The organism is Nonomuraea sp. NPDC003201 (assembly GCF_053590415.1).
In genome coordinates, this window is the sequence record NZ_JBSFTC010000015.1 from 31,682 (window position 1) to 53,104 (window position 21,423).

At 71.6% G+C, this 21,423-nt stretch carries 22 protein-coding genes and 1 tRNA gene; 14 read left to right on the forward strand and 9 right to left on the reverse strand.

Annotation, left to right across the window (positions count from 1 at the left end; all coding sequences use genetic code 11):
- Window positions 1–3 precede the first annotated feature (3 nt).
- The gene (locus tag ACWDX9_RS09125; RefSeq protein WP_350726519.1) at window positions 4–774 is read right to left on the reverse strand and encodes a SigB/SigF/SigG family RNA polymerase sigma factor; all 771 of its coding nucleotides are present in this window, start codon (window positions 772–774) and stop codon (window positions 4–6) included.
- A gap of 174 nt (window positions 775–948) precedes the next feature.
- Here ACWDX9_RS09125 and ACWDX9_RS09130 point away from each other — a divergent pair, with 174 nt between their 5' ends.
- Entirely contained in the window at window positions 949–1,305 is a 357-nt protein-coding gene (locus ACWDX9_RS09130) for an STAS domain-containing protein (protein ID WP_449951037.1), read from the forward strand.
- A gap of 67 nt (window positions 1,306–1,372) precedes the next feature.
- Here ACWDX9_RS09130 and ACWDX9_RS09135 read toward each other — a convergent pair whose 3' ends face one another.
- Window positions 1,373–2,074, reverse strand: coding sequence for a GAF and ANTAR domain-containing protein (locus tag ACWDX9_RS09135; protein WP_350726521.1), 702 nt, complete (start codon window positions 2,072–2,074; stop codon window positions 1,373–1,375).
- Between the two features lie 79 nt (window positions 2,075–2,153).
- Between ACWDX9_RS09135 and ACWDX9_RS09140 the strand changes: the two genes are divergently transcribed.
- Both ACWDX9_RS09140 and ACWDX9_RS09145 read left to right on the forward strand, forming a co-directional pair.
- Window positions 2,154–3,980: a SpoIIE family protein phosphatase gene (locus ACWDX9_RS09140; RefSeq protein ID WP_449951040.1), complete on the forward strand. Its 1,827-nt coding sequence runs from the start codon at window positions 2,154–2,156 to the stop codon at window positions 3,978–3,980.
- Window positions 3,981–4,106: 126 nt separating this feature from the next.
- Window positions 4,107–5,210, forward strand: a complete 1,104-nt coding sequence (locus ACWDX9_RS09145) for a glycosyltransferase (protein ID WP_449950925.1) — start codon at window positions 4,107–4,109, stop codon at window positions 5,208–5,210.
- Window positions 5,211–5,276: 66 nt separating this feature from the next.
- Here the strand turns inward: ACWDX9_RS09145 and ACWDX9_RS09150 are convergent, their stop codons facing one another.
- Window positions 5,277–6,329: a PucR family transcriptional regulator gene (locus ACWDX9_RS09150; protein ID WP_449950928.1), complete on the reverse strand. Its 1,053-nt coding sequence runs from the start codon at window positions 6,327–6,329 to the stop codon at window positions 5,277–5,279.
- 75 nt (window positions 6,330–6,404) lie between these two features.
- Between ACWDX9_RS09150 and ACWDX9_RS09155 the strand changes: the two genes are divergently transcribed.
- From ACWDX9_RS09155 to ACWDX9_RS09170, 4 genes are all read left to right on the forward strand, one after another.
- Window positions 6,405–7,322, forward strand: a complete 918-nt coding sequence (locus tag ACWDX9_RS09155; protein WP_449950931.1) for a proline dehydrogenase family protein — start codon at window positions 6,405–6,407, stop codon at window positions 7,320–7,322.
- The gene (gene pruA / locus ACWDX9_RS09160; protein ID WP_449950934.1) at window positions 7,322–8,947 is read left to right on the forward strand and encodes an L-glutamate gamma-semialdehyde dehydrogenase; all 1,626 of its coding nucleotides are present in this window, start codon (window positions 7,322–7,324) and stop codon (window positions 8,945–8,947) included. The genes ACWDX9_RS09155 and pruA overlap by 1 nt, the downstream gene beginning before the upstream one ends.
- Window positions 8,948–9,063: 116 nt before the next feature.
- Complete coding sequence (locus ACWDX9_RS09165; protein ID WP_449950937.1) at window positions 9,064–10,026, forward strand: GlxA family transcriptional regulator; 963 nt, start codon at window positions 9,064–9,066, stop codon at window positions 10,024–10,026.
- A 3-nt stretch (window positions 10,027–10,029) separates the two neighbouring features.
- Window positions 10,030–10,653 carry a DJ-1/PfpI family protein gene (locus ACWDX9_RS09170; protein ID WP_449950939.1) on the forward strand — a complete coding sequence of 208 codons (624 nt, stop codon included), beginning with the start codon at window positions 10,030–10,032 and terminating at the stop codon, window positions 10,651–10,653.
- Between the two features lie 4 nt (window positions 10,654–10,657).
- Here ACWDX9_RS09170 and ACWDX9_RS09175 read toward each other — a convergent pair whose 3' ends face one another.
- Both ACWDX9_RS09175 and ACWDX9_RS09180 read right to left on the reverse strand, forming a co-directional pair.
- A complete protein-coding gene (locus ACWDX9_RS09175) occupies window positions 10,658–10,891 on the reverse strand; it encodes a hypothetical protein (RefSeq protein WP_449950942.1) in 234 nt (77 codons plus the stop codon).
- A 23-nt stretch (window positions 10,892–10,914) separates the two neighbouring features.
- Complete coding sequence (locus ACWDX9_RS09180; protein WP_449950945.1) at window positions 10,915–11,562, reverse strand: ArsR/SmtB family transcription factor; 648 nt, start codon at window positions 11,560–11,562, stop codon at window positions 10,915–10,917.
- Window positions 11,563–11,653: 91 nt separating this feature from the next.
- On the opposite strand from ACWDX9_RS09180, the gene ACWDX9_RS09185 reads away from it, so the two are divergent.
- The 3 genes from ACWDX9_RS09185 to ACWDX9_RS09195 all read left to right on the forward strand — a co-directional run bounded on the left by ACWDX9_RS09185 (window position 11,654) and on the right by ACWDX9_RS09195 (window position 14,347).
- A complete protein-coding gene (locus tag ACWDX9_RS09185) occupies window positions 11,654–12,874 on the forward strand; it encodes an MFS transporter (protein WP_449950948.1) in 1,221 nt (406 codons plus the stop codon).
- Window positions 12,875–12,930: 56 nt separating this feature from the next.
- Window positions 12,931–13,737, forward strand: a complete 807-nt coding sequence (locus ACWDX9_RS09190) for a serine/threonine-protein kinase (RefSeq protein ID WP_350726540.1) — start codon at window positions 12,931–12,933, stop codon at window positions 13,735–13,737.
- 536 nt (window positions 13,738–14,273) lie between these two features.
- A tRNA-Pro gene (locus ACWDX9_RS09195) sits at window positions 14,274–14,347 on the forward strand.
- Between the two features lie 62 nt (window positions 14,348–14,409).
- Here the strand turns inward: ACWDX9_RS09195 and ACWDX9_RS09200 are convergent.
- The 4 genes from ACWDX9_RS09200 to ACWDX9_RS09215 form a co-directional block, all read right to left on the reverse strand.
- Complete coding sequence (locus tag ACWDX9_RS09200) at window positions 14,410–15,321, reverse strand: hypothetical protein (RefSeq protein WP_449950951.1); 912 nt, start codon at window positions 15,319–15,321, stop codon at window positions 14,410–14,412.
- Window positions 15,318–15,707, reverse strand: coding sequence for a hypothetical protein (locus tag ACWDX9_RS09205; RefSeq protein WP_449950953.1), 390 nt, complete (start codon window positions 15,705–15,707; stop codon window positions 15,318–15,320). Before ACWDX9_RS09205 ends, ACWDX9_RS09200 begins: the two co-directional genes overlap by 4 nt.
- Before the next feature lie 208 nt (window positions 15,708–15,915).
- Window positions 15,916–16,479, reverse strand: a complete 564-nt coding sequence (locus ACWDX9_RS09210; protein WP_449950956.1) for a hypothetical protein — start codon at window positions 16,477–16,479, stop codon at window positions 15,916–15,918.
- A 35-nt stretch (window positions 16,480–16,514) separates the two neighbouring features.
- Entirely contained in the window at window positions 16,515–17,366 is an 852-nt protein-coding gene (locus ACWDX9_RS09215) for a DUF72 domain-containing protein (RefSeq protein ID WP_449950958.1), read from the reverse strand.
- A gap of 70 nt (window positions 17,367–17,436) precedes the next feature.
- Here ACWDX9_RS09215 and ACWDX9_RS09220 point away from each other — a divergent pair, with 70 nt between their 5' ends.
- The 4 genes from ACWDX9_RS09220 (at window position 17,437) to ACWDX9_RS09235 (ending at window position 21,331) form a co-directional block, all read left to right on the forward strand.
- Window positions 17,437–18,189, forward strand: a complete 753-nt coding sequence (locus tag ACWDX9_RS09220; RefSeq protein WP_449950960.1) for an endonuclease/exonuclease/phosphatase family protein — start codon at window positions 17,437–17,439, stop codon at window positions 18,187–18,189.
- A 73-nt stretch (window positions 18,190–18,262) separates the two neighbouring features.
- On the forward strand, window positions 18,263–19,390 hold the full coding sequence (locus ACWDX9_RS09225) for an L-talarate/galactarate dehydratase (RefSeq protein ID WP_364247460.1): 1,128 nt from the start codon (window positions 18,263–18,265) through the stop codon (window positions 19,388–19,390).
- A gap of 5 nt (window positions 19,391–19,395) precedes the next feature.
- On the forward strand, window positions 19,396–20,604 hold the full coding sequence (locus ACWDX9_RS09230; RefSeq protein ID WP_449950963.1) for an L-talarate/galactarate dehydratase: 1,209 nt from the start codon (window positions 19,396–19,398) through the stop codon (window positions 20,602–20,604).
- Window positions 20,605–20,614: 10 nt separating this feature from the next.
- Window positions 20,615–21,331 carry a FadR/GntR family transcriptional regulator gene (locus ACWDX9_RS09235; protein ID WP_192792423.1) on the forward strand — a complete coding sequence of 239 codons (717 nt, stop codon included), beginning with the start codon at window positions 20,615–20,617 and terminating at the stop codon, window positions 21,329–21,331.
- Window positions 21,332–21,423: the final 92 nt, after the last annotated feature.

Here is a 21,423-nt window from a genome sequence, read left to right on the forward strand (position 1 = left end):
TTCTCAGCCGACCAGCTCGGAGCGCAGCTGGTCGAGAACCTTGCGGAGGATGCGTGAGACGTGCATCTGGGAGATCCCGAACTCGGCGGCGATCTCGGCCTGCGTCATGTTGCCGAAGAACCGCAGCAGCAGGATGTGCTTCTCGCGGGAGGGCAGCGCGTCGATGAGCGGCTTGACGGCCTCCCGGTCGACCATGGTGCTCAGCGTGTCGTCGTCCTCGGGGATGACGTCGCCGAGGGAGGCGGCGTCGTCGTCGGTGCCGAGCGGCGCGTCGAGCGACAGGGTGCTGTAGGCGGCGGAGGCGTCGAGGGTCAGCAGGACGTCCTCCTCGGTGATGTTCATCTTGGCGGCCAGCTCGGCCACCGTGGGCGACCTGCCGAGGTCCTGGCTGAGGTCGGCGACCAGGCGGTTGAGCTCCGAGCGGCGCTCCTGGTAGAGCCGCGGCACCCGGATGGCCCAGGTGCGGTCGCGGAAGTGGCGCTTGACCTCGCCGGTCATCGTGACGACCGCGTAGCCCCGGAACGCGTGGCCGAGGGTCGGGTCGAAGCCGTTGACGGCTTTCATCAGGCCGACGTACGCGGCCTGGAGAAGATCCTCCAAAGGCTCGCCGCGGTAGCGGTAGCGCCGGGCGATCTCCATGGCGAGCGGCCGGTGCATCTCGACGATGCGCTCCCGCAGTCGCTCTCTGTGACTGTCGGGGGTCTCTTCCCTGACCATTTCGGCCAGGAGCTCTTCCGCTGTCATCTCCTCGAGGACGTATTCCTGCACAGCCATCGCTGCTCCTCTTATGGGTCGCAGGCGCCCTCCCCCAGCAAAAAAGCCCAGGCAGAGGCACGCCTCGCTCAACTCTCGAGACGAAAGCCCGCTGCTGGACTCCGCATCAAGTGTCCCCCGTATCGCGGGAAGTATTCCTCCCTCCTGTGGTGACAGTAGGGTTGCTCCGTGACAATGCCGGATAACGGTGAGGGGCCCATGGCGGCCCTGACCCTGACGTCGTCGACGGTGGACGAGATCACCGTGATCAAGGTTGACGGCGTCCTCGATGCCACGACCCGCGAGCAGTTCGCCGACTACCTGTCCCTGGCGGGGTCGGACCTGATTCTTGACCTGGCCGGGGTCACGTTCATGGACTCTCGCGCGCTCGGGCTCATCGTCCACCACTGGCAGACGAGCCTGGCGTCGGGCGCCAGGTTCGCGCTCATCGGGGTCGAATACTCCAAGTCCAAGGTGATGTGGATCACCGGGCTGGCGCAGCGGCTGCCCCTCTACGACACGCTCGACGACGCGCTGGCGGCCATCGGCTGAAGGCGGCGGCAGGGCGGCGGCAGGGCGGAGGCAGGGCGGAGGCAGGGCGGAGGCAGGGCCGCGGAGGTCAGCGCCTCGACTTGCGCTGGTGCTCGTCGACCAGGAGCCTGGCGAGGTCGGCCACCTTGACCTGGTGGTGCTGGGAGATCTTGCGCAGCTCCTCGAACGCGGCCTCGGCGGTGCATCCGCTGGTCTGCATGATGATGCCCTTGGCCTGGTCGATCACCGCCCGTCCGGCGAGGGCCTCCTGGAGCTGCGCGGCGTCCGTACGCACCTCCTCGAACTCCCACATGTTGGCCATCGCCACCCCGACCTGCTCGGTCAGCATGTCGGCCAGCGAGTGGGCGCTCTGGGGGGAGAACGCCCCGGGGCGTACCGAATAGAGGCCGACCAGCAGCAGGGCGGGCGCCACGTCGATGGGGACGACCAGCACGGAGCGCACGCCCCAGCGGCTGGCCAGCGCGTCGTAGCGGGGCCAGCGGGGCTCGTTGAGCACGTCGGTCACGCCGGCGCGGCCGCCGCTCTGCCGGGCCTCGACGGACGGGCCCTCGCCGAGCGCGCGTTCGCCCTCGACGAGCATGATCAGCTCGCTGTGGGAGCCGGACACCAGCACCCGGTGGTCGCGCCAGTGCTCGGCCGAGGCTCCCGAGCAGCCCGGTACGCCGGCGGCCAGCGCCGTGGTGAGGTCGCGCAGCACGCGTTCCGTGGAGGTGTCCTCGCCCAGCCGGCCCAGTGCGGCGAGGTCGCGGGCGAGACCGGGGGTGATCATCGCAGTTGATTTCATAGCAGGAAGCCCCTACCCGATATAGCCTCCCATATCCCTTGTGACGTAGCGTCAGAGGGTGACCATGCCGGACCTCGAACAAGCGCTGGACGCGTTGGCCGGACGCGTGTCCTCGCTTCGCGAGGCGCGGACCGCCTATCCCGCCGACCTCGCGCCCACCCTCGACGCCGCCCTCGCCGAACTCGACACCGCCGCCGAGCTGCTGGCCGAGGCCCGCGAGGCGCTGCAGAAGGCGCCCAAGCGGGCGGGCGGCAAGAAGGACGGCGCGCAGCGGGAGCTGAAGCTGCTGCGACAGGTGTTCCGGGCCTTTCCGGTGCCGGTCATCGTGCTGGACAGCGGTGGCGTGGTCAGGCGGATCAACCCCGAGACCTCGCAGATGCTCGGCAGCCCCGACGGCTACCTGGTGGGCCGGTCGTTCCCGCTGCTGGTGGACGTGTCGCGGCGGGCGGCGTTCCGGTCGCATCTGACGGCGGTGCTGCAGACGGGCCAGCCGTCGGCGTTCGAGACGCGGCTGGCGCATCAGGGGCGCACGCACACCGTCCAGCTGGCGCTGACCAGGATGACCATGCCGGGCGAGCCGCAGCAGATGGTGGCGGCGGTGGCGCTGCCGACCGAGGTGCAGCTGCCCGAGCCGGGCGCGGGGCGGCCCGAGCAGTCCGACGGGGCGCTGCTGCTGGCGGCGGCCAAGCGGCAGGACCTGCTGGTCAAGATGGCCAATCTGCTGCTCGAGGAGGAGACGCTGCTGCGCCCGGTCGCGCTGCCGAGGGCGACGCGGCTGCTGGCGGCCGAGTGGGCCGACTGGGTGATCGCGGACATGGTGCGCGGCGGGGTGCCGCGCCGCTCGGTCGTGGTGGCGCCGAAGAACCATCCGCTGGGCGATCTGGTCCGGCAGGTGGAATCCGCGGATCCGGCGGGCAGCCAGGTCGTGATGCAGGTGCTGGAGCGCGGCTCCGGCGTGGTGCAGGAGATGCTGGACGACGACGGCCTGCTCGGGTTCTGCGCGGACGGGCCGCTGCTGACGGCGATGGGCGCGGGCTCGATGCTGTGCGTGCCGATCGGCTCGGGCGACGGCGTGCTCACGCTGGTGCGCGCGCACGACCGGCGCCCGTTCGCGCTGGCCGACCTGGCCGTCATGCAGGAGGTGGGGCTGCAGCTCGGGCTGGCGGTACGGGCCCAGACCAGCTTCCAGGACCGTTCGCGGGCGGCGGACGCGCTGTCGGCGAGCGTCGCGCCCCGCAAGCTGCCCGACGTGCCCGGCTACGAGGCGGCGGCCGTCTACCATCCCGGGGCGTCCGTGGGCGCCGAGTTCTACGACGTGTTCCCGGTGTCCTGCGGGTGGGGGTTCGCGCTGGGCGGCGCCGTCGGCAAGGGCGAGGAGGCCGCGTCGGTCAGCGCGATGGTACGCGGTGGCCTGCGGGTGCTGGGCACCTGGGAGTCCGACCCCGACCTGGTGATGCGCAAGGTCAACGAGGCCCTGGTCGCGCAGGGCGCCGGCATGTTCGTGATGGCCGTGGCGGGCTTCGTGAAGGGGCGCGAGATCAGGCTGTCGTCGGCCGGGCACCATCCCGCCGCGCTGCTGCAGGCCGACGGCGGCGTGCGCTTCGCCGCGGGCGGCGGCGTGCCGCTGGGCCTCGCGCCCGAGGCGGAGACCGCCGTGGAGCGGCTGACGGTGGCCGCGGGCGAGACGCTGGTGCTGTATTCGGAGGGGCTGATCTCCTCCAGGAACGACCTGGGGGAGCCGTACGGCGAGGAGCGGCTGGCCGACGTGCTCGGCCGGTGCGCGGGGCAGTCGCCGTCCACCGTGGTCAAGGCGCTGGAGGCCGACAGGCACGCGTTCTCGGGCGGCCAGGTGTGGGACGAGATCGTGATTCTCGCGCTCCGGGGTGTCTGACCTGCGAAGTCAGGATGTCTGATTTTTGGGGGTTTGCGATTGAGTCAAACCTGGGTATGGTCGGAAGCGTAGACATGTGCCTAAGACGCAGGCGCACCTTTCAGTCTTTCTTCGCTGAGGTGTGCCATGAATATCGCGATCGTAGCTTCCGCTGAGAGCAACCGGCGTGACCGCATCCTTTCTGTCGCCCGCGAGCTCGGCCGCGAACACCACGTCACCGTCTACTCCCGTCGTGACAGCATTGAGGGCAAGCCCAAGACGCGGGTGGCCCCGGGGGTCACGTTGGAGCAGATCGACGTGGGCCCGGCCGAGGAGCTGTCGGCCGACGGCGTCGTACCGTACCTGAACGACGTCGGCGAGCACCTGATGCGGCGCTGGAGCCAGGACCGGCCCGACGTGATCCACGCGCATTCGTGGACCGGTGGGCTGGTCGCGGTGGCGGGCGCCAACGGGCTGGGGGTGCCGGTCACGCAGACGTTCCACACGGTCGACGCCATGCACAAGGAGCTGGAGCTGGCCCTCGGCCGCCGGGCCAGCGCGGTCATCGCGGGCTCCGGGGACGAGGAGTCGGCGCTGATCCGGCTGGGCGTGCCGCGCAACCACATCGCCGTCGTCCCGTACGGCGTCGACACCGAGCGCTTCCAGCGCCGCGGCGCGGTGGCCACGAAGGGCACGCGCAGGCGGCTCCTGCACGTCGGGCCGCTGACGGTGGATCGCGGCGCGGACACCATCGTGCGGGCGCTGCCGGGGCTCGGCGACGTCGAGCTGGTCATCGCGGGCGGCCCCGAGCCCGAGGACCTCGACACCGACCAGGACGCCCGTCGGCTGCGCGCGCTGGCCGAGCAGCTCGAGGTCGCCGACCAGGTGACGTTGCTGGGCCAGGTCAAGCGGTCCACCGTGCCGAAGCTCATGCGCAGCGCGGACGCCGTGGTGTCGGTGCCGCGCGAGGCCGTGACGGGCATCGTCGCGCTGGAGGCGATGGCCTGCGGCGTACCGGTGATCGCCTCGGCCGTGGGCGCCCACCTGGACTCCGTCATCGACGGCGTCACCGGGCTGCTGGTGCCTCCGGACCGGCCCGCGCGCACCGCGCGGCTGGCCCGCGAGCTGCTGTGGGACCCTACCCTGCGGACCGCGCTGGGCTACGCCGGCGCCGACCGGGCGCGCTCGCGCTACTCCTGGGAGCGGGTGAGTCAGGAGCTGGTACGGGTGTACGAGGCGGCCTGCGCCTGAAGCACCGAAACCCCGGCAGGCGGCAGCAGCCGCCTGCCGGCACCATGACCCGGCACCTTGACATGGTCAGGATCCGCAGAGCCGGGCGGCCTTGAGCCCCAGGTGCACGGCCAGGCGGTCGTCGCCGTCCGAAAGATCCCGGTGGGTGAGGCGCTCGGCCTTGCCCAGCCGGTAGTAGAGCGTCTGGCGGTGGATGCCGAGCTCGGCGGCCGTCTTCTGGGCGTGGCCGCCGTGGTCGAGGTAGGCCTCCACGGTCTCGGCCAGCTCGCCGTCCAGGACCGCGGTCTCGGCCGCCAGCTCGCGCAGGTCCGCCTGGCCGAGCCTGGCCAGCAGGCGGTGCACGCCCAGGTCCTCCCAGCGGGCGACGGGCGCGTACCGGGGGAAGTGCTCGGCGACGCGCAGGGCGTGGCGGGCCTCGCGCCAGCTCAGCCAGGCGTCGGCCGGGTCCGCCCGGGGCGCGCCGATGCCGGCGGCGGTGCCGTACGCGCTCTGCAGGGTCTGCGCCACCTCGCCCGCGAGGTGGGCGGGGGCGAGCAGGGCGACGGGTGAGCCGGGGCGGGCCAGGACGCCGCGCGGCAGCGTCCAGAGGGCGGCGAGGCGCTCGGCCGACTCGCGTACGGCGATCGCCGCGACGGGGCCCGGCACCTCGATGGCCGCGCCCGCCCGCTCGGACGGGTCGGCAGAGAAGAGGGAGAGCAGGCCGCGGCCGAGGTCCTGCCGGCTCCTGGCCTCCTGGGCGAGGGCGGCGGCAGCCCTGGCCACCAGCGGCGCGACGGGTTCGAGCGCGGTGAGCGAGCCCGAGTCGAGCAGCCAGAGATAGCCGTAGGTGACCTCGCCGTGGCGCAGCGGCCAGCACACCCTGGCCAGGACCCCGAGCTCGGCGTCGGCGGGGATCCGGATCGGGCCGGGGGCCTTGGCGATGCCGTAGCGCTCGAAGTAGTCGCGCACCTCTCCGGTGGCGCGCCGGCGCAGGATCGACTCCTGGCGGACCGTGTCGATGTCGCCGTGCTGCGCCCCGTACGCCAGCAGCCGGAACGAGCGGTCCTCCAGCGTCGCGGACGCCCCCAGCCGGGCGGCGATCTCGTCGACGATCTCTTGCAGGTCTGCCGTGTTGTGCATTTGTATGACAGCCTGCCACATCGGCCGTTACGCACGTCGATGGCCCCCGCTGAGCTGCGTTTTTAGACTTGAGGCATGCTGGGTCAAGTGCTCCTCGCCGCGTCCGGGAGCGGCGTCGTACGTCGTGCCGTGTCGGCCTTCCCGCTCACCAGGAAGGTGGTCGATCGGTTCGTCGCGGGCGAGAGCGTCCAGGAGGCCCGCGACGCCATCGAGCGCCTTCGCGACATGAAACTCGCCGTCACCGTCGACCACCTCGGCGAGGAGACGCGCGACGCGCGGGCCGCCGAGGCCACCGCGGACGCCTACCTCACGCTGCTCGACGCCGTCAGGCCGCTCGACCTCGGCGTCCGGGGCGAGGTGTCGGTGAAGCTGTCGGCCGTGGGGCAGCGGCTCGACGACGCGATGGCGCTGGAACACGCCCGCGAGATCTGCGCCGCGGCGGCGCGCAACGGCTCGACCGTCACACTCGACATGGAGGATCACACCACCGTCGACTCGACGCTGGCCATCCTGCGCAAGCTGCGCGAGGACTACCCGTCGACCGGTGTGGCGATCCAGGCGTACCTGTTCCGCAGCGAGGCCGACTGCCGCGACCTGTCCGCCGAGGGCTCCCGGGTGCGCCTGGTCAAGGGCGCCTACCGCGAGCCCGCCTCCGTCGCGCACCAGGGCCGCGGCGCCGTGGACAAGGCGTACGTGCGATGCCTGCGGATCCTCATGGCGGGGAAGGGTTACCCCATGGTGGCGACGCACGACGATCGCATGATCGCGATCACGGAGGTGCTCGCCGACCGGTTCGGGCGGACGATCGGCGACCACGAGTTCCAGATGCTCTACGGAATCCGGACCGACCTGCAGGAGTCCCTGGCCGGGGCCGGGCACACGGTCCGCGTCTACGTCCCCTACGGCGACGACTGGTACGGCTACTTCATGCGCCGCCTCGCGGAGCGCCCCGCCAACGTCGCCTTCTTCCTTCGCGCCCTTGGGGGTAAGTAATGGATGCCATCAGCAACGTCCCCGTTCCTGCCAACGAGCGCATCTACGGGTACGCGCCGGGCAGCGCCGAGCGGTCGGCGCTGGAGGACCGCATCAAGGAGCTGGCCGGGTCGTCGATCGACCTGACCATGACGATCGACGGCGAGCAGCGCCTCGGCGCGGGCGCTCCCATCGACGTGGTGCAACCGCACAACCACGCTGCCGTCCTGGGCCGTACCAACGACGCTACGGCCCGGGACGTGCGGGACGCCGTGGACGCGGCGCTGCGGGCGGCGCCGGCGTGGCGGGCCCTGTCGTTCGACGAGCGGGCGGCGATCTTCCTGAAGGCCGCCGACCTGCTGGCCGGGCCGTGGCGGGCCACGCTCAACGCGGCGACCGTGCTGGGCCAGTCGAAGTCGGTGCAGCAGGCGGAGATCGACTCGGCCTGCGAGCTGATCGACTTCCTGCGCTTCAACGTGGCCTACGCCCGCCAGCTCTACGCCGACCAGCCGATCTCGTCGCCCGGCGTGTGGAACCGGATGGAGTACCGGCCGCTCGAAGGCTTCGTGCTGGCGATCACGCCGTTCAACTTCACCGCCATCGCCGGAAATCTGCCGACTTCTGCGGCTTTGATGGGGAATGTCGTCGTCTGGAAGCCGTCGCCCACCCAGCAGTTCGCCGCGCACTTCACGATGCGGCTGCTGGAGGCGGCCGGGCTGCCTCCCGGCGTGATCAACATGGTCACCGGCAACGGCCAGGCCGTCTCCGAGGTGGCGCTCGCGCACCCGGCCCTGGCCGGGATCCACTTCACCGGCTCCACGGCGACGTTCCAGCACCTGTGGAGCACCATCGGCCAGAACATCGCCTCCTACCACGGCTACCCGCGCCTCGTCGGCGAGACCGGCGGCAAGGACTTCGTGCTGGCCCACCCGTCCGCCGACCCGGCCGTCCTCTCGACGGCGCTGGTCAGGGGCGCCTTCGAGTACCAGGGGCAGAAGTGCTCGGCGGCCTCGCGGGCGTACGTGCCGCGCTCGGTCTGGAACCGGATGCGCGACGACTTCGTGGCCACCGCCGAGTCGCTGACCGTGGGCGACGTGTCGGGCGACCTGTCGACGTTCATGGGCGGGGTCATCGACGCCCGGGCCTTCGCCAAGCACAAGGAGGCCATCGACCGGGCGCGGGCGGCCGCGAACATCGACGTCCTCACCGGTTCGTACGACGACAGCGTCGGCTACTTCGTCAAGCCGACCATCCTGGAGTCGGCCGACCCCACCGACGAGATCTTCGTCAAGGAGTACTTCGGGCCCATCCTGGGCGTGCACGTCTACGAGGACCGCGACTTCGACACGGTGCTCGACCAGATGGAGGGCATCGCCCCGTACGCGCTGACCGGCTCGATCATCGCCCAGGACCGCTACGCCATCGCGTCGGCGTCCGACCGGCTGCGCTTCGCGGCGGGCAACTTCTACGTCAACGACAAGCCGACGGGCGCGGTCGTGGGCCAGCAGCCGTTCGGCGGCGCCCGCGCCTCGGGCACCAACGACAAGGCAGGCTCGATCTTCAACCTGATCCGCTGGGTGAACGCCCGCACGATCAAGGAGACGTTCGTCCCGCCCACCGACCACCGTTATCCACATATGGGCTGATTTTTCCGCCCTTTCCGCACCCATGAGCCCTCCGGTCCTGCCCCGGGGGGCTCATGGCGTAATGTGCAATATTTGTGTCGTTGACGCCTTGACAGGCCCGCCACCAGCATGAAGACATGCAGCGACGGGTTCTCATGGTGGTCTTCCCCGGCTTCCAGCTGCTCGACCTGGCCGGGCCGTCCGACGTGTTCGCGACGGCGGCGCTGCTGGCGCCCCAGGACGGCTACCGGGTCGAGGTGGCGGCCGTGCGGGCCGGTCCCGTGCCCTCCGGGAACGGGATCGCCGTCACGGCCCGCGCCCTCGGCGAGGTCACCGGGCCCGTCGACACGCTGATGGTCGTGGGCGGGATGTCGGTCCCCGAGCAGCTGGGCGACCGGGAGCTCGTCGAGGCCGTCGCCCGGCTGGCCGCGGGCGCGCGGCGGGTCGCGTCCGTGTGCAACGGGGCGTTCCTGCTGGCCGAGGCCGGGCTGCTGGACCACCGGCGGGCCACCACGCACTGGCTGGCCGCCGGCGAGCTGGACGCCCGCTACGCGTGCGTCGAGGTGGACGCCGACCCCCTCTACATCGAGGACGGCAACGTCTGGACCTCGGCGGGCGTGCTGTCCGGCGTGGACCTCGCGCTCGCGCTGGTGGCCAGGGACCACGGCCACGCGCTCGCCCGCGACGTCGCCCGCGGCCTCGTGGTGTACCTGCACCGGCCGGGCGGGCAGAGCCAGTTCAGCACGCCGATGCGGGCCATGACGCCGCGCAGCGAGCCGCTCAGGGAGCTGCAGGCCTACATCGACGCGAACCCCGCCGCCGACCTGAGCGTCCCCGCGCTCGCCGGCCGGGTGGGGATGAGCGAGCGCCACTTCTCCCGCGTCTTCACCGAGCAGACCGGCCTGTCACCCGGCCGGTACGTCGAACGCAGCCGCGCCGAGGCCGCCAGGCGGCTCCTGGAGGTCACCGCCCACCCGCTGGACCGGGTGGCCAGGGAGTCGGGGCTCGGCACGCCGGAGACCCTCTACCGCGTCTTCCGCCGCCACTGGCGGATCTCACCCGGCGACCACCGTCGCAGGTTCCGATCGAAGGAGAAGTAAGCGATGCATGTGGCGATCCCGCTCTATCCCCGTTTCACCGCGCTCGACGCGGTCGGGCCGTACACGGTGCTGTCCTTCGCGCCCGGCTGGACGGTCACGTTCGTCGCGGCCGAGCCCGGGCCGGTCACCGACGACCAGGGCACGCTCACCCTCACCGCCACGGCCTCCTACGAGGACCTGCCCCACCCCGACGTGATCGTGGTGCCGGGCGGCCCGGGGACGTTCGACGTCCTGTCCGACGAGGCGCTGCTGGGCTGGCTGCGGGAGGCCCACGAGCACAGCCGGTGGACGACCTCGGTGTGCAGCGGCTCGTTCGTCCTGGCGGCCGCGGGGCTGCTGGAGGGGCTGAGGGCGACCAGTCACTGGGCCCTGCTGGACATGCTGCCGCAGTACGGGGCCGAGCCGGTGAGCGAGCGCGTCGTCACCCAGGGCCGGATCGTGACCGCGGCGGGGGTGTCGGCGGGGATCGACATGGCGCTGACGCTGCTGGCCCAGGCCACCGACGAGACGACCGCGCAGTCGGTGCAGCTCGTGATCGAGTACGACCCGCACCCGCCGTTCGACGCCGGGTCGCCCAGGACGGCGCCGGAGGGCCTGACCGAGCTGGCGCTCAAGCTCATCGCCTGACCCGCTACGACTGCACGGCCAGCTTCACGGGCGCCACGCCGTGGGTCGCCCAGTGGACCGCGATCTTCCGCACCACGGCCCGGGAGAGGTAGGTCTCCTCGCCGTCCTCGATCCACAGCCGGTCGCCGGCCTTGTCGAGGATCACGTGGCCGAGGACGAATCCCGTGCCCTCGGAGTACTGGTACCGGGCCTGGCCGGCGTCCTCGCCGACCTTCTCGATGAGAGCGTAGAGCGCCACGGCGGCCAGTGTACTGCTGCCCCTCAGGGCCGCCCGGGCTGTGGGCGGCCCTGAGGCGTGCCCTCCTCGACCGGCCCCTGACCGGCTCCCACCGGCAGCACGTCGAAGTGGATGACCACGCGTCCCGTCGACGGATCGCGGGAGTCCGGCGACGCGATCTCCCTGCGGTCCGACAGCGCGCGATACCGCTCCAGCACCTCGAACACCTCGTCCCGCAGCGCCGCGCTCTCCTCCGGCGTGAGCCGCAGCGACCGCCGCCCGTAGCCGCTCGCGCGCACCCACTCCTCGGGCGCCCGCGCCTCCTCCTCGCGCCACCGGGCCAGCTCCGCGCCGCGCTGGCGCACCAGGTCGTCCAGCAGGAACTCCATCGCACTGGCCGTCTCGGGGTCGGAGCCCGGCTCCCCGAAGGAGAACCCGCCGGGCGTGATGCGCCAGTACTTCTCCTTGCCGCGCCCCATCCCCGGCACGACCTCGATCATGCCGTGCCCGGCCAGCTCCCTCAGGTGGTAGCTCGTGGCGCCGGTGTTCTGCCCGAGCAGGGCGGCGAGCTTGGTGGCCGTGGAGGGGCCGTGCTCGTCCAGCAGCTCGTAGATCCGCAGCCGCAGCGGGTGGGCGAACGACTTCAGGGCGTTCGCGTCGAGCGTGCGGGCGGAGAAGCTCTTGCTCTGCATGCTATGCAAGCCTATCTTTGCAAAGAAAACTATGCACACTTTTCCTTACACACTATCGGAGTGAGCCGTGGGGCGTTCGTTCGGATTTCTCTTGTCCTCCACCGCGCTGTCGAACCTGGCCGACGGCGTGCTGAAGGTCGGGGCGCCGCTGCTGGCCGTGTCGATGACCCGTTCGCCCACGCTGGTGTCGCTGGCGGGGGCGGCCGCGACGGTGCCGTGGCTGCTCCTCGCGCTGCACGCCGGGGCCCTCGCCGACCGGCTCGACCGCCGCCGCATCATGGTCGTGGCCAACGTCGCCCGGGCCGCGATCCTCTCCCTCGCCGGGCTCGCGGCCCTGCTCGGCCTGCTCGACCTGTGGGTGCTGCTGGCGGCCGTGCTCCTGGCCGGGGTGGCCGAGGTCTTCGCCGACGTCTCGGCGCAGTCGATCCTGCCCATGACCGTGCCTCAGGGCCACCTGACCAGGGCGAACGGCCGTGTCTCCACCGCCCAGATGATCGGCAACGACTTCGTCGGGGCCCCGCTGGCGGGCCTGCTCGTCGTGACCCTCCCCGCCGTCGTCTTCGGCGCCCCGGCCCTCCTTTACGGCGCCGCGGGCCTGCTGTTGCTGGGCATGCGCGGCACGTACCGGATGGACGCCCCTCGCGCGCAGGGGCGGCGGCCGCTGCGGCGGGACATCGGCGAGGCGCTGCGGTACCTGTGGTCCCACCGGGTCCTGCGCAGCCTGGCCATCACGGCCGGGCTGCTCAACCTCGCCAACGCCGCCTACTTCGCCGTCTTCGTGCTGTGGGCCGTCGGCGACGGATCGCGGATCGGGCTGGAGCCGGGCGAGTACGGGCTGATGACTACCGCGTTCGCCGTCGGGGCGCTCCCGGGGTCCCTGCTGTCGGGGTGGGTCGCGGGGCGCTTCGGGGAGTTCCGCGCGCTCGTGGGGTGCTGGCTGACGACCAGCCTCCTGCTCATCGTGCCGGTGGTCGTGCCCTCCCCGTGGACGCTCTACCCGACGGCGGTGCTGTGGGGCGTGGTGGGCGCGGCGGGCAACGTCCTGGTGATCTCGGCCCGGCAGCGGCTGATCCCGGCCGAATTGCTCGGAAGGGTCAATTCGGCATACCGCCTCGTCGGCATGGGTGGGATGCCGCTCGGGGCGGCTCTGGGAGGCGTCGTGGCCGAGTTTGCGGGGCTTGGTACCGTCCTCGTGGGCGCCACTGGAGTATGTTTGGGGGGCGTCGGACTGGTGTGGCGCGCGTTGTCTGATCGAATTTCTAGGCCGTTGACCAGCGCACCCGCACTTTCCGACATATCAGGATCACGTTAGGCACCCTACGGCCTGTGCTGAAGTGACATGATTATCCCCGAGCAAGAGGGGATGGTATGCGGGAGATCGGCGGACGGTACCTCCTGAACGAGGAGGCCGGTCGTGGGGGTATGGGTGTCGTCTGGCGCGCGTTCGATCAGCTCCTCCACCGTACGGTGGCGCTGAAGGAGCTGACCTTGGCCGGTGAGGCCGAGATGGTGCGCCGCCGGGTGCTGCGTGAGGCCAGGATGGCTGCCGGGCTGACGCACCCTAACATCGTTACGGTCCACGACCTGATCGAAGAGGGCGGCAAGCTCTGGATCGTGATGGAATACCTGGACGGGCTCTCGTTGCACCAGCTGCTCTCCCAGGTGGGCACCTTACCGGCCCAGTCGGTCGCCGCGATCGGGCAGCATCTGCTCGCCGCGCTACGGACCGCCCACCAGGCCGGAGTGCTGCATCGCGACGTGAAGCCCGCCAATGTGATGCTGACCGGCGACCGGGTGGTGCTGACCGACTTCGGCATAGCGACCGCCGAGGGCGACATCCGGATGACCAGGTCACGGCGGTTGCGGGGCACTCCGGCGTTCATGGCGCCCGAGCGGCTGCACGGGGGGCCGGCCAGCAAGGAGGCCGACATGTGGTCCTTCGGCGCCACCCTCTACAGCGCCGTCGAGGGCCAGCCACCCTACCCGGGCCAGGACGCGGCCACGGTGCTCGGCATGGCCCGCAGCGGCCCGTACCCACCGCCCCGGCGGGCCGGGGTGATGCGGCCGCTCATCGAGGGCCTGCTCCACCACGACCCGGTACGGCGCTACACGCCGGACCAGACGGCGGGCCTGCTGGCCGGCATGCGCGCCAGCTCGTTTCAGGCCGCCATCTGATCAGATTCCCCTGCCGGGTCGCCTGCCCGGCAGGATCTCCACGGCCGTCCTCGTACCCCGGCCGTTGGCGTACAGGGACGCGGCCCAGAGCAGCGAGAATATGGCCACGTGCCACGCTGAAGGCGATCCCGCTGGGCCTCCGGCCCGGCGACGGCCAGGTCAGCGACAGCAGGCCGAGGGCCGACAACGCGAGCAGCTGGTACGTGCCCGTCTGCCACCCCCGGTTGAGCACGGCGACGGCGCAGACGAGCCCGGCGAGCGCGAGAACCCCTCCCACGACCCTGACGTCCGGCGCGATCGGCGTCGTCGAAGCCGACGGGTCCACCTCCGCGTCGCCGCACGCGCAGACCGATCCCAGCAGGAACGCGGTGACCGGCCACCGAACTCCGCCAGGACATTCTGCCGGGTCCTCCTCGCGCGCGACGCCGTCACGGCGTTCATCACTGCGCGCGAGCGGGGCGTTACCGCGTTGCCGTCCATGATCCCGCACCTCGGAGTGTGCGCTAAGGTTGTGATGTTCCGCCCCGCGGGGCGGCCGGGACGTAGCGCAGCTTGGTAGCGCACTTGACTGGGGGTCAAGGGGTCGCAGGTTCAAATCCTGTCGTCCCGACGGTTGGGCAAGGCCCGTCATCCGAAGGTGGCGGGCCTTTGGCATGCTCCCGCCCGCCCGGGTCAGTCCTCGTTCTCCGTGGCGAAGCGCATGCCCGGTGGGGCGATGCCGCGCCACAGGTACGTCGTGACCTCCTGGCCCGCGGCGGGTTCGCCGGCCGCGTCCGCGGGAGGCGGCCAGCCGAGTCCGCGGTAGACGCGGCGCCGGTGCAGGTCGAAGACGGACTGCATGAGCAGCCCGTACGCGCGGGCCTTGGCGAGCACGGCGCCGTAGTAGACGGCGGGGCAGCCGATGAGGGCGACCAGCGGGGCCCACCGGTTCCAGGGTGTCCAGACGGCGAAGAGCAGGCACCACAGCCACAGCCGGACGGCGTCGTCGAGGCCCTTGCGCGCCAGCGTGAGCTCCGTCTGGGTCTCCTTGTCCAGCGAGAGCCACAGGTGGGGCCAGCACAGGACGGGGTCGAGGCCGTAACGGACGCGGGGACGGTTCTCGGCGGCGCGCAGGATGTTGCCCAGGCGGGTGGGCATGGTGGACGAGGGATCCGCCGGGAGGTCGAAGAGCTGCTGCTCGGCGACCGCGCGCAGGCGCTCGTCCTCGGGGTCCGCCTCGCCGTGGAACGCCTTGGCGGTCAGCTCCCGCAGGTTCTTCTCGATGCGCTCGCGGCGGCGTACGGTCTGCTCCCGCAGCGGGGCCGCGAGGAGCTCGGGCCAGTAGCCTTCCAGCAGGCGGAGTACGGGCAGCGTCAGGTGTTCGGCGAGGACCGCCGAGGCCGCGACGAGCATGAGCACCGCCGCGAGCAGGAGCAGCTGCAGCACCGTCGGGAGGGCGGCCAGGCCCGTGGCCCAGGTGCCGCCGTAGCCGGAGGTCCACAGGGCGAGCAGGCCGCCGGCCCAGAAGGCGAAGGCGGGGGTGAGCACGCGGGGGGCGAGCTGTTCGACGAGGCTGGTGCCGAGGCTCTGGCCGATCGGGTTCACGGGCCCGTGCCGCCCTCGTGGTCGCGGACCAGGGGAGCGCCGTCGTTGGGGCAGGTGGGAACGGGTTTGGCCAGGTCGAGGTGGAACCACTCGTAGCCGTCCTGCGGGCAGACGTACCTGGGCGGTATCGGCGCGCGGCCGAGGCCCGGGGGCGGTTGCACGCCGAGGCCGCGCCCGCTGCCGGCCAGCTCGGCGGCGCGCTCGCGAAGGGATGGGTGGCGGCGCAGGAAGCCCAGGAACTCCTCCTCGACCGGCTCGCCGCCGCGTCCGCGTTCGATCAGGGCGGACAGCTCCTCGGCCGTGGCGGCGACTTCGCGGGGGGCCAGCAGTGCGGGCAGTTCGGCGAGCAGGCGGTCGGCGAGTTCGATCGTGGCGGCGTCCCCCATGGAGCCCTCCTCCCCTCAGCGTCCGATGCAGCAGCGGGCCGGTCGGGTGGTCTCCTGCTGCCGTGCAAGGCCCCTGCTGAACGTCGGGCGCATCCATCGTCGCGCGGCGCGCGGGGCGGCGGCGGGCGACAGGCCGTCGCGGCGACGATTTTCGTAAATGGCGACCATTTCGTAAATGGCGACCATGGGGAGAAGGGGGCGGCTGGGGTCAGCGTTCCGGCGGGCGTCCGCCCACGGCGTGGAGCGCGTCGATGTACCCGCCGCCGACGTCGAACCGCGTGATGTCCGCCGTCCTGGTCGTGGAGCGCGTACGCGCCCAGTCCGCCGCCGGGCCGATCTCCTGGAGACGCAGCCGTTTCCCCCGGTCGATCCCTCGGGCGCGGCCGACGTAGCAGACGTGCGGGTCGACTCTCTCCACGTGCACGGCCATGAGGGGGAACGCCGTGGTCAGCGTTTGGATCAAGCCCTTGGTGTAGTCCAGGTCGGCGCCGGCCGGCAGCCGGGGACGTTCCCCGCGCAGCACCAGGGCTCGATGGGCCACCATCGCGCCCTTCCAGCCGGAACGGGTGGCATGGGCGATGTCGCGCAACCGTACGGCCGAGTAGCCGTCCAGCCGATACGCGTCGGAGATGGTGTGCAGAAGCACCCACTTGCGGCCGACGCCCACCACATACGCGTCGAGCCGGTCGGCGCCGTCGATGTCACGGCTGACTCGCACCGGCTTGCCGGAATCTCTCGCTCTCGTCAGGGCCTCGAGGATCTTCTTCGCCATGAGCAGAGATCGTCCCATTCTGGATGCCTGGACAGCTAGAAGAGGGTCAGCGGGTCTGCGGGCTCGGGGTCGGGGAGCGGGGTCAGGGCGGGAAGGCGGGCGCGTACCGCCTCGTGGAAGTCGCGGGCCAGCTTCGGCGCGTCGGCGTTGTCCGGCGTGTGCACGAAGAACGTGGGGGAGCGGCCCTCCCGCAGCCAGCCCGTGACGACGTCCAGCCACGGCCGCCAGCCCTCGACGGTGCGGGCCTCTGCGTCCCGGCCCAGGTAGCGGACGATCGGATGGCCGGTGAGGGCACGCGTGCGGCGGGGCACGCGGGGCTTCTTGGTCCACGCGTCGCGCTCGGCGTCGCTGGTCGGCGGGCTCTGGAAGAGCGTCGTGGTGTCGAACGGGACCCACTCGGCGTCCGCGGCCGCCAGGACGCGCTCCAGGAGCCGTTCGGACCGCTCGTCCTCGAAGAAGGCGCGGTGGCGGACCTCGACGGCGTACCTGTGGGAGCGGGGGAGCCGGTGCAGGAAGGCCGCGAGGGTGCCGAGGTCGGCGGGGGAGAAGGAGCCGGGCAGCTGGATCCAGAGCGCGTGGGCTCGCGAGCCCAGCGGCTCGATGGCGTCCAGGAAGGCGTGGAGGTGCTCGTCGGCGCCGATCAGGCGGTGCTCGTGGGTGATGGGCTTGGGGAGCTTGACGACCATGCGGAAGTCGGGGGCGGTCTGGCCGGCCCACGACTCCACCGTGGCGCGCGTGGGGGTCGCGTAGAAGGTCGTGTTGCCCTCCACCGCGTCGCACCAGGTCGCGTACGCGCGCAGGCGCTCCCTGGGCGGGAGGTGGCCGGGGAGGAATCGGCCTTGCCAGCGCGCATGAGTCCACATCGCGCATCCCACGTTCAGCCGCATGCTCTCGACGGTATCGGAGATCCGTTGAGACGCTGTCATGGTCATCGACAGGCGAAAGGAAGGGCAATCCATGCCTCGTGTCCGACTGCTTCTCGTGATCGTCCTCGTCGCGGTGAGCGCCGTGGCCGCGCCCGCGGCGGCCGCGCAGGAGTTCCGCGTGCTGCAGCTCAACCTGTGCCACAGCGGCGTCAACACCTCCTGCTTCAACGGCGCCGCCACCCTCCAGGAGGCGAACGCGGTCATCGCCGCCAAGCAGCCCCACGTCGTCTCCCTCAACGAGATCTGCAGGAACGACCTGCCCCAGCTGGCCCCCGCCATGGGCAGCGGTTTCTCCACGTTCGCCCCGGCCCGCCGTCCCGATGGCACGCCCGTGCGCTGCACCAACGGGGACGAGTACGGCAACGGCCTGATCTTCCGCTCCACGGCTGCCGGGACCGTCTTCTCCGGCCAGTACGCCACCCAGGACAGCGGCAGCGAGAAGCGCGTCTACGTGTGCGCCGAGTTCGCGGACCTCGTCGGGTGCAGCACCCACCTGTCGACCACCGGGAACGTCGCCATGGCCCAGTGCAAGGCGGCGATCGCCCTGCTGCGCGACCGGGCCGTCGCGGGCCGGCAGACGTTCCTGGCGGGTGACTTCAACCTCAAGTACGCCCCGCTGATCGGGCCCGATGTCCAGGACTGCAACGCCGCGCCCTTCTTCAGGAAGGGGGACGGCAGCGTGCAGCACGTCTTCGCGGCCAACCTGGGCTTCGTGCGGACGGAGGTGACCCGCATGACCTACACCGACCACCCCGCCCTGCTCGTCGTGCTGACGCGGCCCTGAGGCGAGGTTGTCATACGAGTGACGGCTTCGTATGATGACTGACAACATCGCCGCCTACCCTCTTGGACCACCCATGGCCGCCGACCGCATCCGCCACGTCTCGCTCTCCTCCGTCACCCTTCCGCTCGACGTCCCCATCAGCGACGCCAAGGTGCTCACCGGGCGGCAGAAGCCGATGACCGAGATCGCCTTCCTGTTCGCCGAGATCACGACCGAGGACGGTCACGAGGGCACCGGGTTCAGCTACTCCAAGAGGGCGGGCGGCCCCGCGCAGTACGCCCACGCCAAGGAGGTCGGGGCCAACCTGATCGGCCAGGACCCCTCCGACATCGGCAAGGTGTACGACACCCTGCTGTGGGCGGGCGCCTCGGTCGGCCGGTCCGGGGTCGCCACGCAGGCGCTGGCCGCGATCGACGTCGCGCTGTGGGACCTGAAGGCGAAGCGGGCGGGGCTGCCGCTGGCCAAGCTGCTGGGGTCCTATCGCGACTCGGTCCGGACGTACAACACCTCGGGCGGCTTCCTGCACGCGCCGATCGAGGAGGTCAAGGCCCGCGCCACCCAGTCGCTCAAGGACGGCATCGGCGGGATCAAGATCAAGGTCGGCCAGCCCGACACCAAGGAGGACCTGCGGCGGCTGGCCGCGGTGCGCGAGCACATCGGCGACGACGTGCCGCTCATGGTGGACGCCAACCAGCAGTGGGACCGGCCGACGGCCCTGCGGTTCGGGCGGGCGGTGGAGGAGCTCGGGCTCGTCTGGATCGAGGAGCCCCTGGACGCGTACGACGCCGAGGGGCACGCGCAGCTCGCCGCCGCCCTCGACACGCCCATCGCCACCGGCGAGATGCTCTCCAGCGTCGCCGAGCACGTCCGCCTCATCGAGGCCCGCGCCGCCGACATCATCCAGCCGGACGCCCCGCGCGTCGGCGGCATCACGCCCTTCCTGCGCCTGGCCACCCTCGCCGACCACGCGGGGCTGCAGCTGGCGCCGCATTTCGCCATGGAGATCCACCTCCACCTGGCCGCCGCCTATCCGCGCGAGCCCTGGGTCGAGCACTTCGAGTGGCTCAACCCGCTGTTCAACGAGCGGCTCGAGACCCGCGACGGCCGCATGATCGTCCCCGACCGGCCGGGGCTCGGGTTCACGCTCAGCGAGCAGTGCCGCAAGTGGACGGTGGACAGCGTCGAGTTCGGGAAGGCCTGAGACCGATGGGTGGCCGTGTCGCGTCGGTGCGGTTCGGGCATTACGCCGTGCCGCTGGCGCATCCGGTGAGCGACGCCAAGGTCGCGACGGGGCGCCAGCGGCCCCTGTCCAAGATCGACGTGCTGACCTGCGAGATCACGACGGACGACGGCCTCGGGGGGCTCGGGTTCTCGTACACGACGCGGGCGGGCTGCCGCGCGCAGTTCGCCCATGCGAAGGAGGTCGGGGAGAACCTCCTCGGCCGGGATCCGTCCGACATCGGCAGGTTGTACGACGTGCTGCTGTGGGCGGGGGCGTCGGTCGGGCGTTCGGGGGTGGCCACGCAGGCGCTGGCGGCCGTCGACGTCGCGCTGTGGGACCTGAAGGCGAAGCGGGCGGGGTTGCCGCTGGCCAAGCTGCTGGGGTCCTATCGTGACTCGGTCCGGACGTACAACACCTCGGGCGGCTATCTGCAGGCTCCGGTCGAGGAGGTCAAGGAGCGGGCCCGGCAGTCGCTGAGCGACGGCATCGGCGGGATCAAGATCAAGGTGGGGCAGCCCGACACCCGGGAGGACCTGCGGCGGCTGGCCGCGGTGCGCGAGCACCTCGGGGACGACGTGCCGCTGATGGTGGACGCCAACCAGCAGTGGGACCGGCCGACGGCGCTGCGGTTCGGGCGGGCGGTGGAGGAGCTCGGGCTCGTCTGGATCGAGGAGCCGCTGGACGCCTATGACGCCGAGGGGCACGCGCAGCTGGCCGCCGCCCTCGACACGCCCATCGCCACCGGCGAGATGCTCTCCAGCGTGCCCGACCTCGTGCGGCTCATCGACCTTCGGGCCGTCGGCTTCCTGCAGCCCGACGTGCCGCGGGTGGGTGGCATCACGCCCTACCTCAAGGTCGCCGCGCTGGCCGATCACGCGCACCTGCAGGTCGCGCCGCACTTCGTGATGGAGATCCACGTCCACCTGGCCGCGGCTTACCCGCGCGAGTCCTGGGTGGAGCACATCGAGTGGCTGTCGCCGCTGTTCGAGGAGCGGCTGGAGATCGAGGGAGGACGCATGCGCGTCCCGGACCGTCCGGGGCTCGGCCTCAGCCTCGCCGACGCGGCGGCGGCCTGGCGGCTCGATCAGGTCGAGTTCGGCGTGGCCGCGGCTGGGCGGTCCGATCGGGGCGAGTTCGGTGCGGTTGCGGATGGGCGGTCCGGGCGGGTCGAGTTCCGTGCGGACGCCGGGTAGGTTGTCAGCCGTGCCGCCAGATCAGAGGCTCGACCGCGACAGCGGGCGCGGGCTCGCGCATGAGCTCGTCGAACGGCTCAAGGAGCGCATCCTCGCCGGCGAGATCGAGCCCGGCCAGAAGCTGCCGACCGAGTCCTCGCTCGTCGAGGAGTTCGGCGTGAGCCGTACGGTGGTCCGCGAGGCCATCTCGCGGCTTCAGGCGGCCGGGCTGGTCGAGACGTTCCAGGGGCGGGGCTCGTTCGTGCTGGCGCTGCCCGCCTCCACGGCCTTCTCGGTGGAGCCCTCGCAGATCCGCAGCCATCGCGACGTCCTCGACATGATCGACTTCCGGATCGGGGTCGAGTCGGAGTCGGCGGGGCTGGCCGCCGAGCGCCGCACCGACCTGCAGCTGAAGGCCATCGAGCGGGCCCTGGTCGACCTCGGGCGCTCCGGCGAGCAGCCCAGCAGCGCCGTCGAGGCCGACTTCCAGTTCCATCTCAAGATCGCGCTGGCCTCGGGCAACCGGTTCTACTCCGACCTGCTGGCCTCCTTCGGGCCCATGGTGATCATGCTCCCGCGCACCCGGCTCGAGCACGCGTACACGGTGTCCAACGCCACCCACCTCACCCGGGTGACGCTGGAGCACGAGAACATCTACCGCGCCATCGCCGACCGGGACGCTGCGGCGGCGCGGGCCGCGATGCGGCTGCACCTGTCCAACTCGCGCGCCCGCCTCCAGGCCCCGTAGCCGGTCAGGGGCGGGTGGGCGACCGTCGGTAGGCGTGCTGCGGCTGCGTGTGTCCCGTTCCGCGCGTCCGTCTTCGGGCTTCGTGGCGGGCG

Excerpts from the sequence above, each read along its gene's own strand:
- ACWDX9_RS09125 (WP_350726519.1), bottom strand. The coding sequence starts at position 774 with ATGGCTGTGCAGGAATACGTCCTCGAGGAGATGACAGCGGAAGAGCTC.
- ACWDX9_RS09130 (WP_449951037.1), top strand. The coding sequence starts at position 949 with ATGCCGGATAACGGTGAGGGGCCCATGGCGGCCCTGACCCTGACGTCG.
- ACWDX9_RS09135 (WP_350726521.1), bottom strand. The coding sequence starts at position 2,074 with ATGATCACCCCCGGTCTCGCCCGCGACCTCGCCGCACTGGGCCGGCTG.
- ACWDX9_RS09140 (WP_449951040.1), top strand. The coding sequence starts at position 2,154 with ATGCCGGACCTCGAACAAGCGCTGGACGCGTTGGCCGGACGCGTGTCC.
- ACWDX9_RS09145 (WP_449950925.1), top strand. The coding sequence starts at position 4,107 with ATGAATATCGCGATCGTAGCTTCCGCTGAGAGCAACCGGCGTGACCGC.
- ACWDX9_RS09150 (WP_449950928.1), bottom strand. The coding sequence starts at position 6,329 with ATGCACAACACGGCAGACCTGCAAGAGATCGTCGACGAGATCGCCGCC.
- ACWDX9_RS09155 (WP_449950931.1), top strand. The coding sequence starts at position 6,405 with ATGCTGGGTCAAGTGCTCCTCGCCGCGTCCGGGAGCGGCGTCGTACGT.
- pruA (WP_449950934.1), top strand. The coding sequence starts at position 7,322 with ATGGATGCCATCAGCAACGTCCCCGTTCCTGCCAACGAGCGCATCTAC.
- ACWDX9_RS09165 (WP_449950937.1), top strand. The coding sequence starts at position 9,064 with ATGCAGCGACGGGTTCTCATGGTGGTCTTCCCCGGCTTCCAGCTGCTC.
- ACWDX9_RS09170 (WP_449950939.1), top strand. The coding sequence starts at position 10,030 with ATGCATGTGGCGATCCCGCTCTATCCCCGTTTCACCGCGCTCGACGCG.
- ACWDX9_RS09180 (WP_449950945.1), bottom strand. The coding sequence starts at position 11,562 with ATGCAGAGCAAGAGCTTCTCCGCCCGCACGCTCGACGCGAACGCCCTG.
- ACWDX9_RS09190 (WP_350726540.1), top strand. The coding sequence starts at position 12,931 with ATGCGGGAGATCGGCGGACGGTACCTCCTGAACGAGGAGGCCGGTCGT.
- ACWDX9_RS09205 (WP_449950953.1), bottom strand. The coding sequence starts at position 15,707 with ATGGGGGACGCCGCCACGATCGAACTCGCCGACCGCCTGCTCGCCGAA.
- ACWDX9_RS09210 (WP_449950956.1), bottom strand. The coding sequence starts at position 16,479 with ATGGCGAAGAAGATCCTCGAGGCCCTGACGAGAGCGAGAGATTCCGGC.
- ACWDX9_RS09215 (WP_449950958.1), bottom strand. The coding sequence starts at position 17,366 with ATGCGGCTGAACGTGGGATGCGCGATGTGGACTCATGCGCGCTGGCAA.
- ACWDX9_RS09220 (WP_449950960.1), top strand. The coding sequence starts at position 17,437 with ATGCCTCGTGTCCGACTGCTTCTCGTGATCGTCCTCGTCGCGGTGAGC.
- ACWDX9_RS09225 (WP_364247460.1), top strand. The coding sequence starts at position 18,263 with ATGGCCGCCGACCGCATCCGCCACGTCTCGCTCTCCTCCGTCACCCTT.
- ACWDX9_RS09230 (WP_449950963.1), top strand. The coding sequence starts at position 19,396 with ATGGGTGGCCGTGTCGCGTCGGTGCGGTTCGGGCATTACGCCGTGCCG.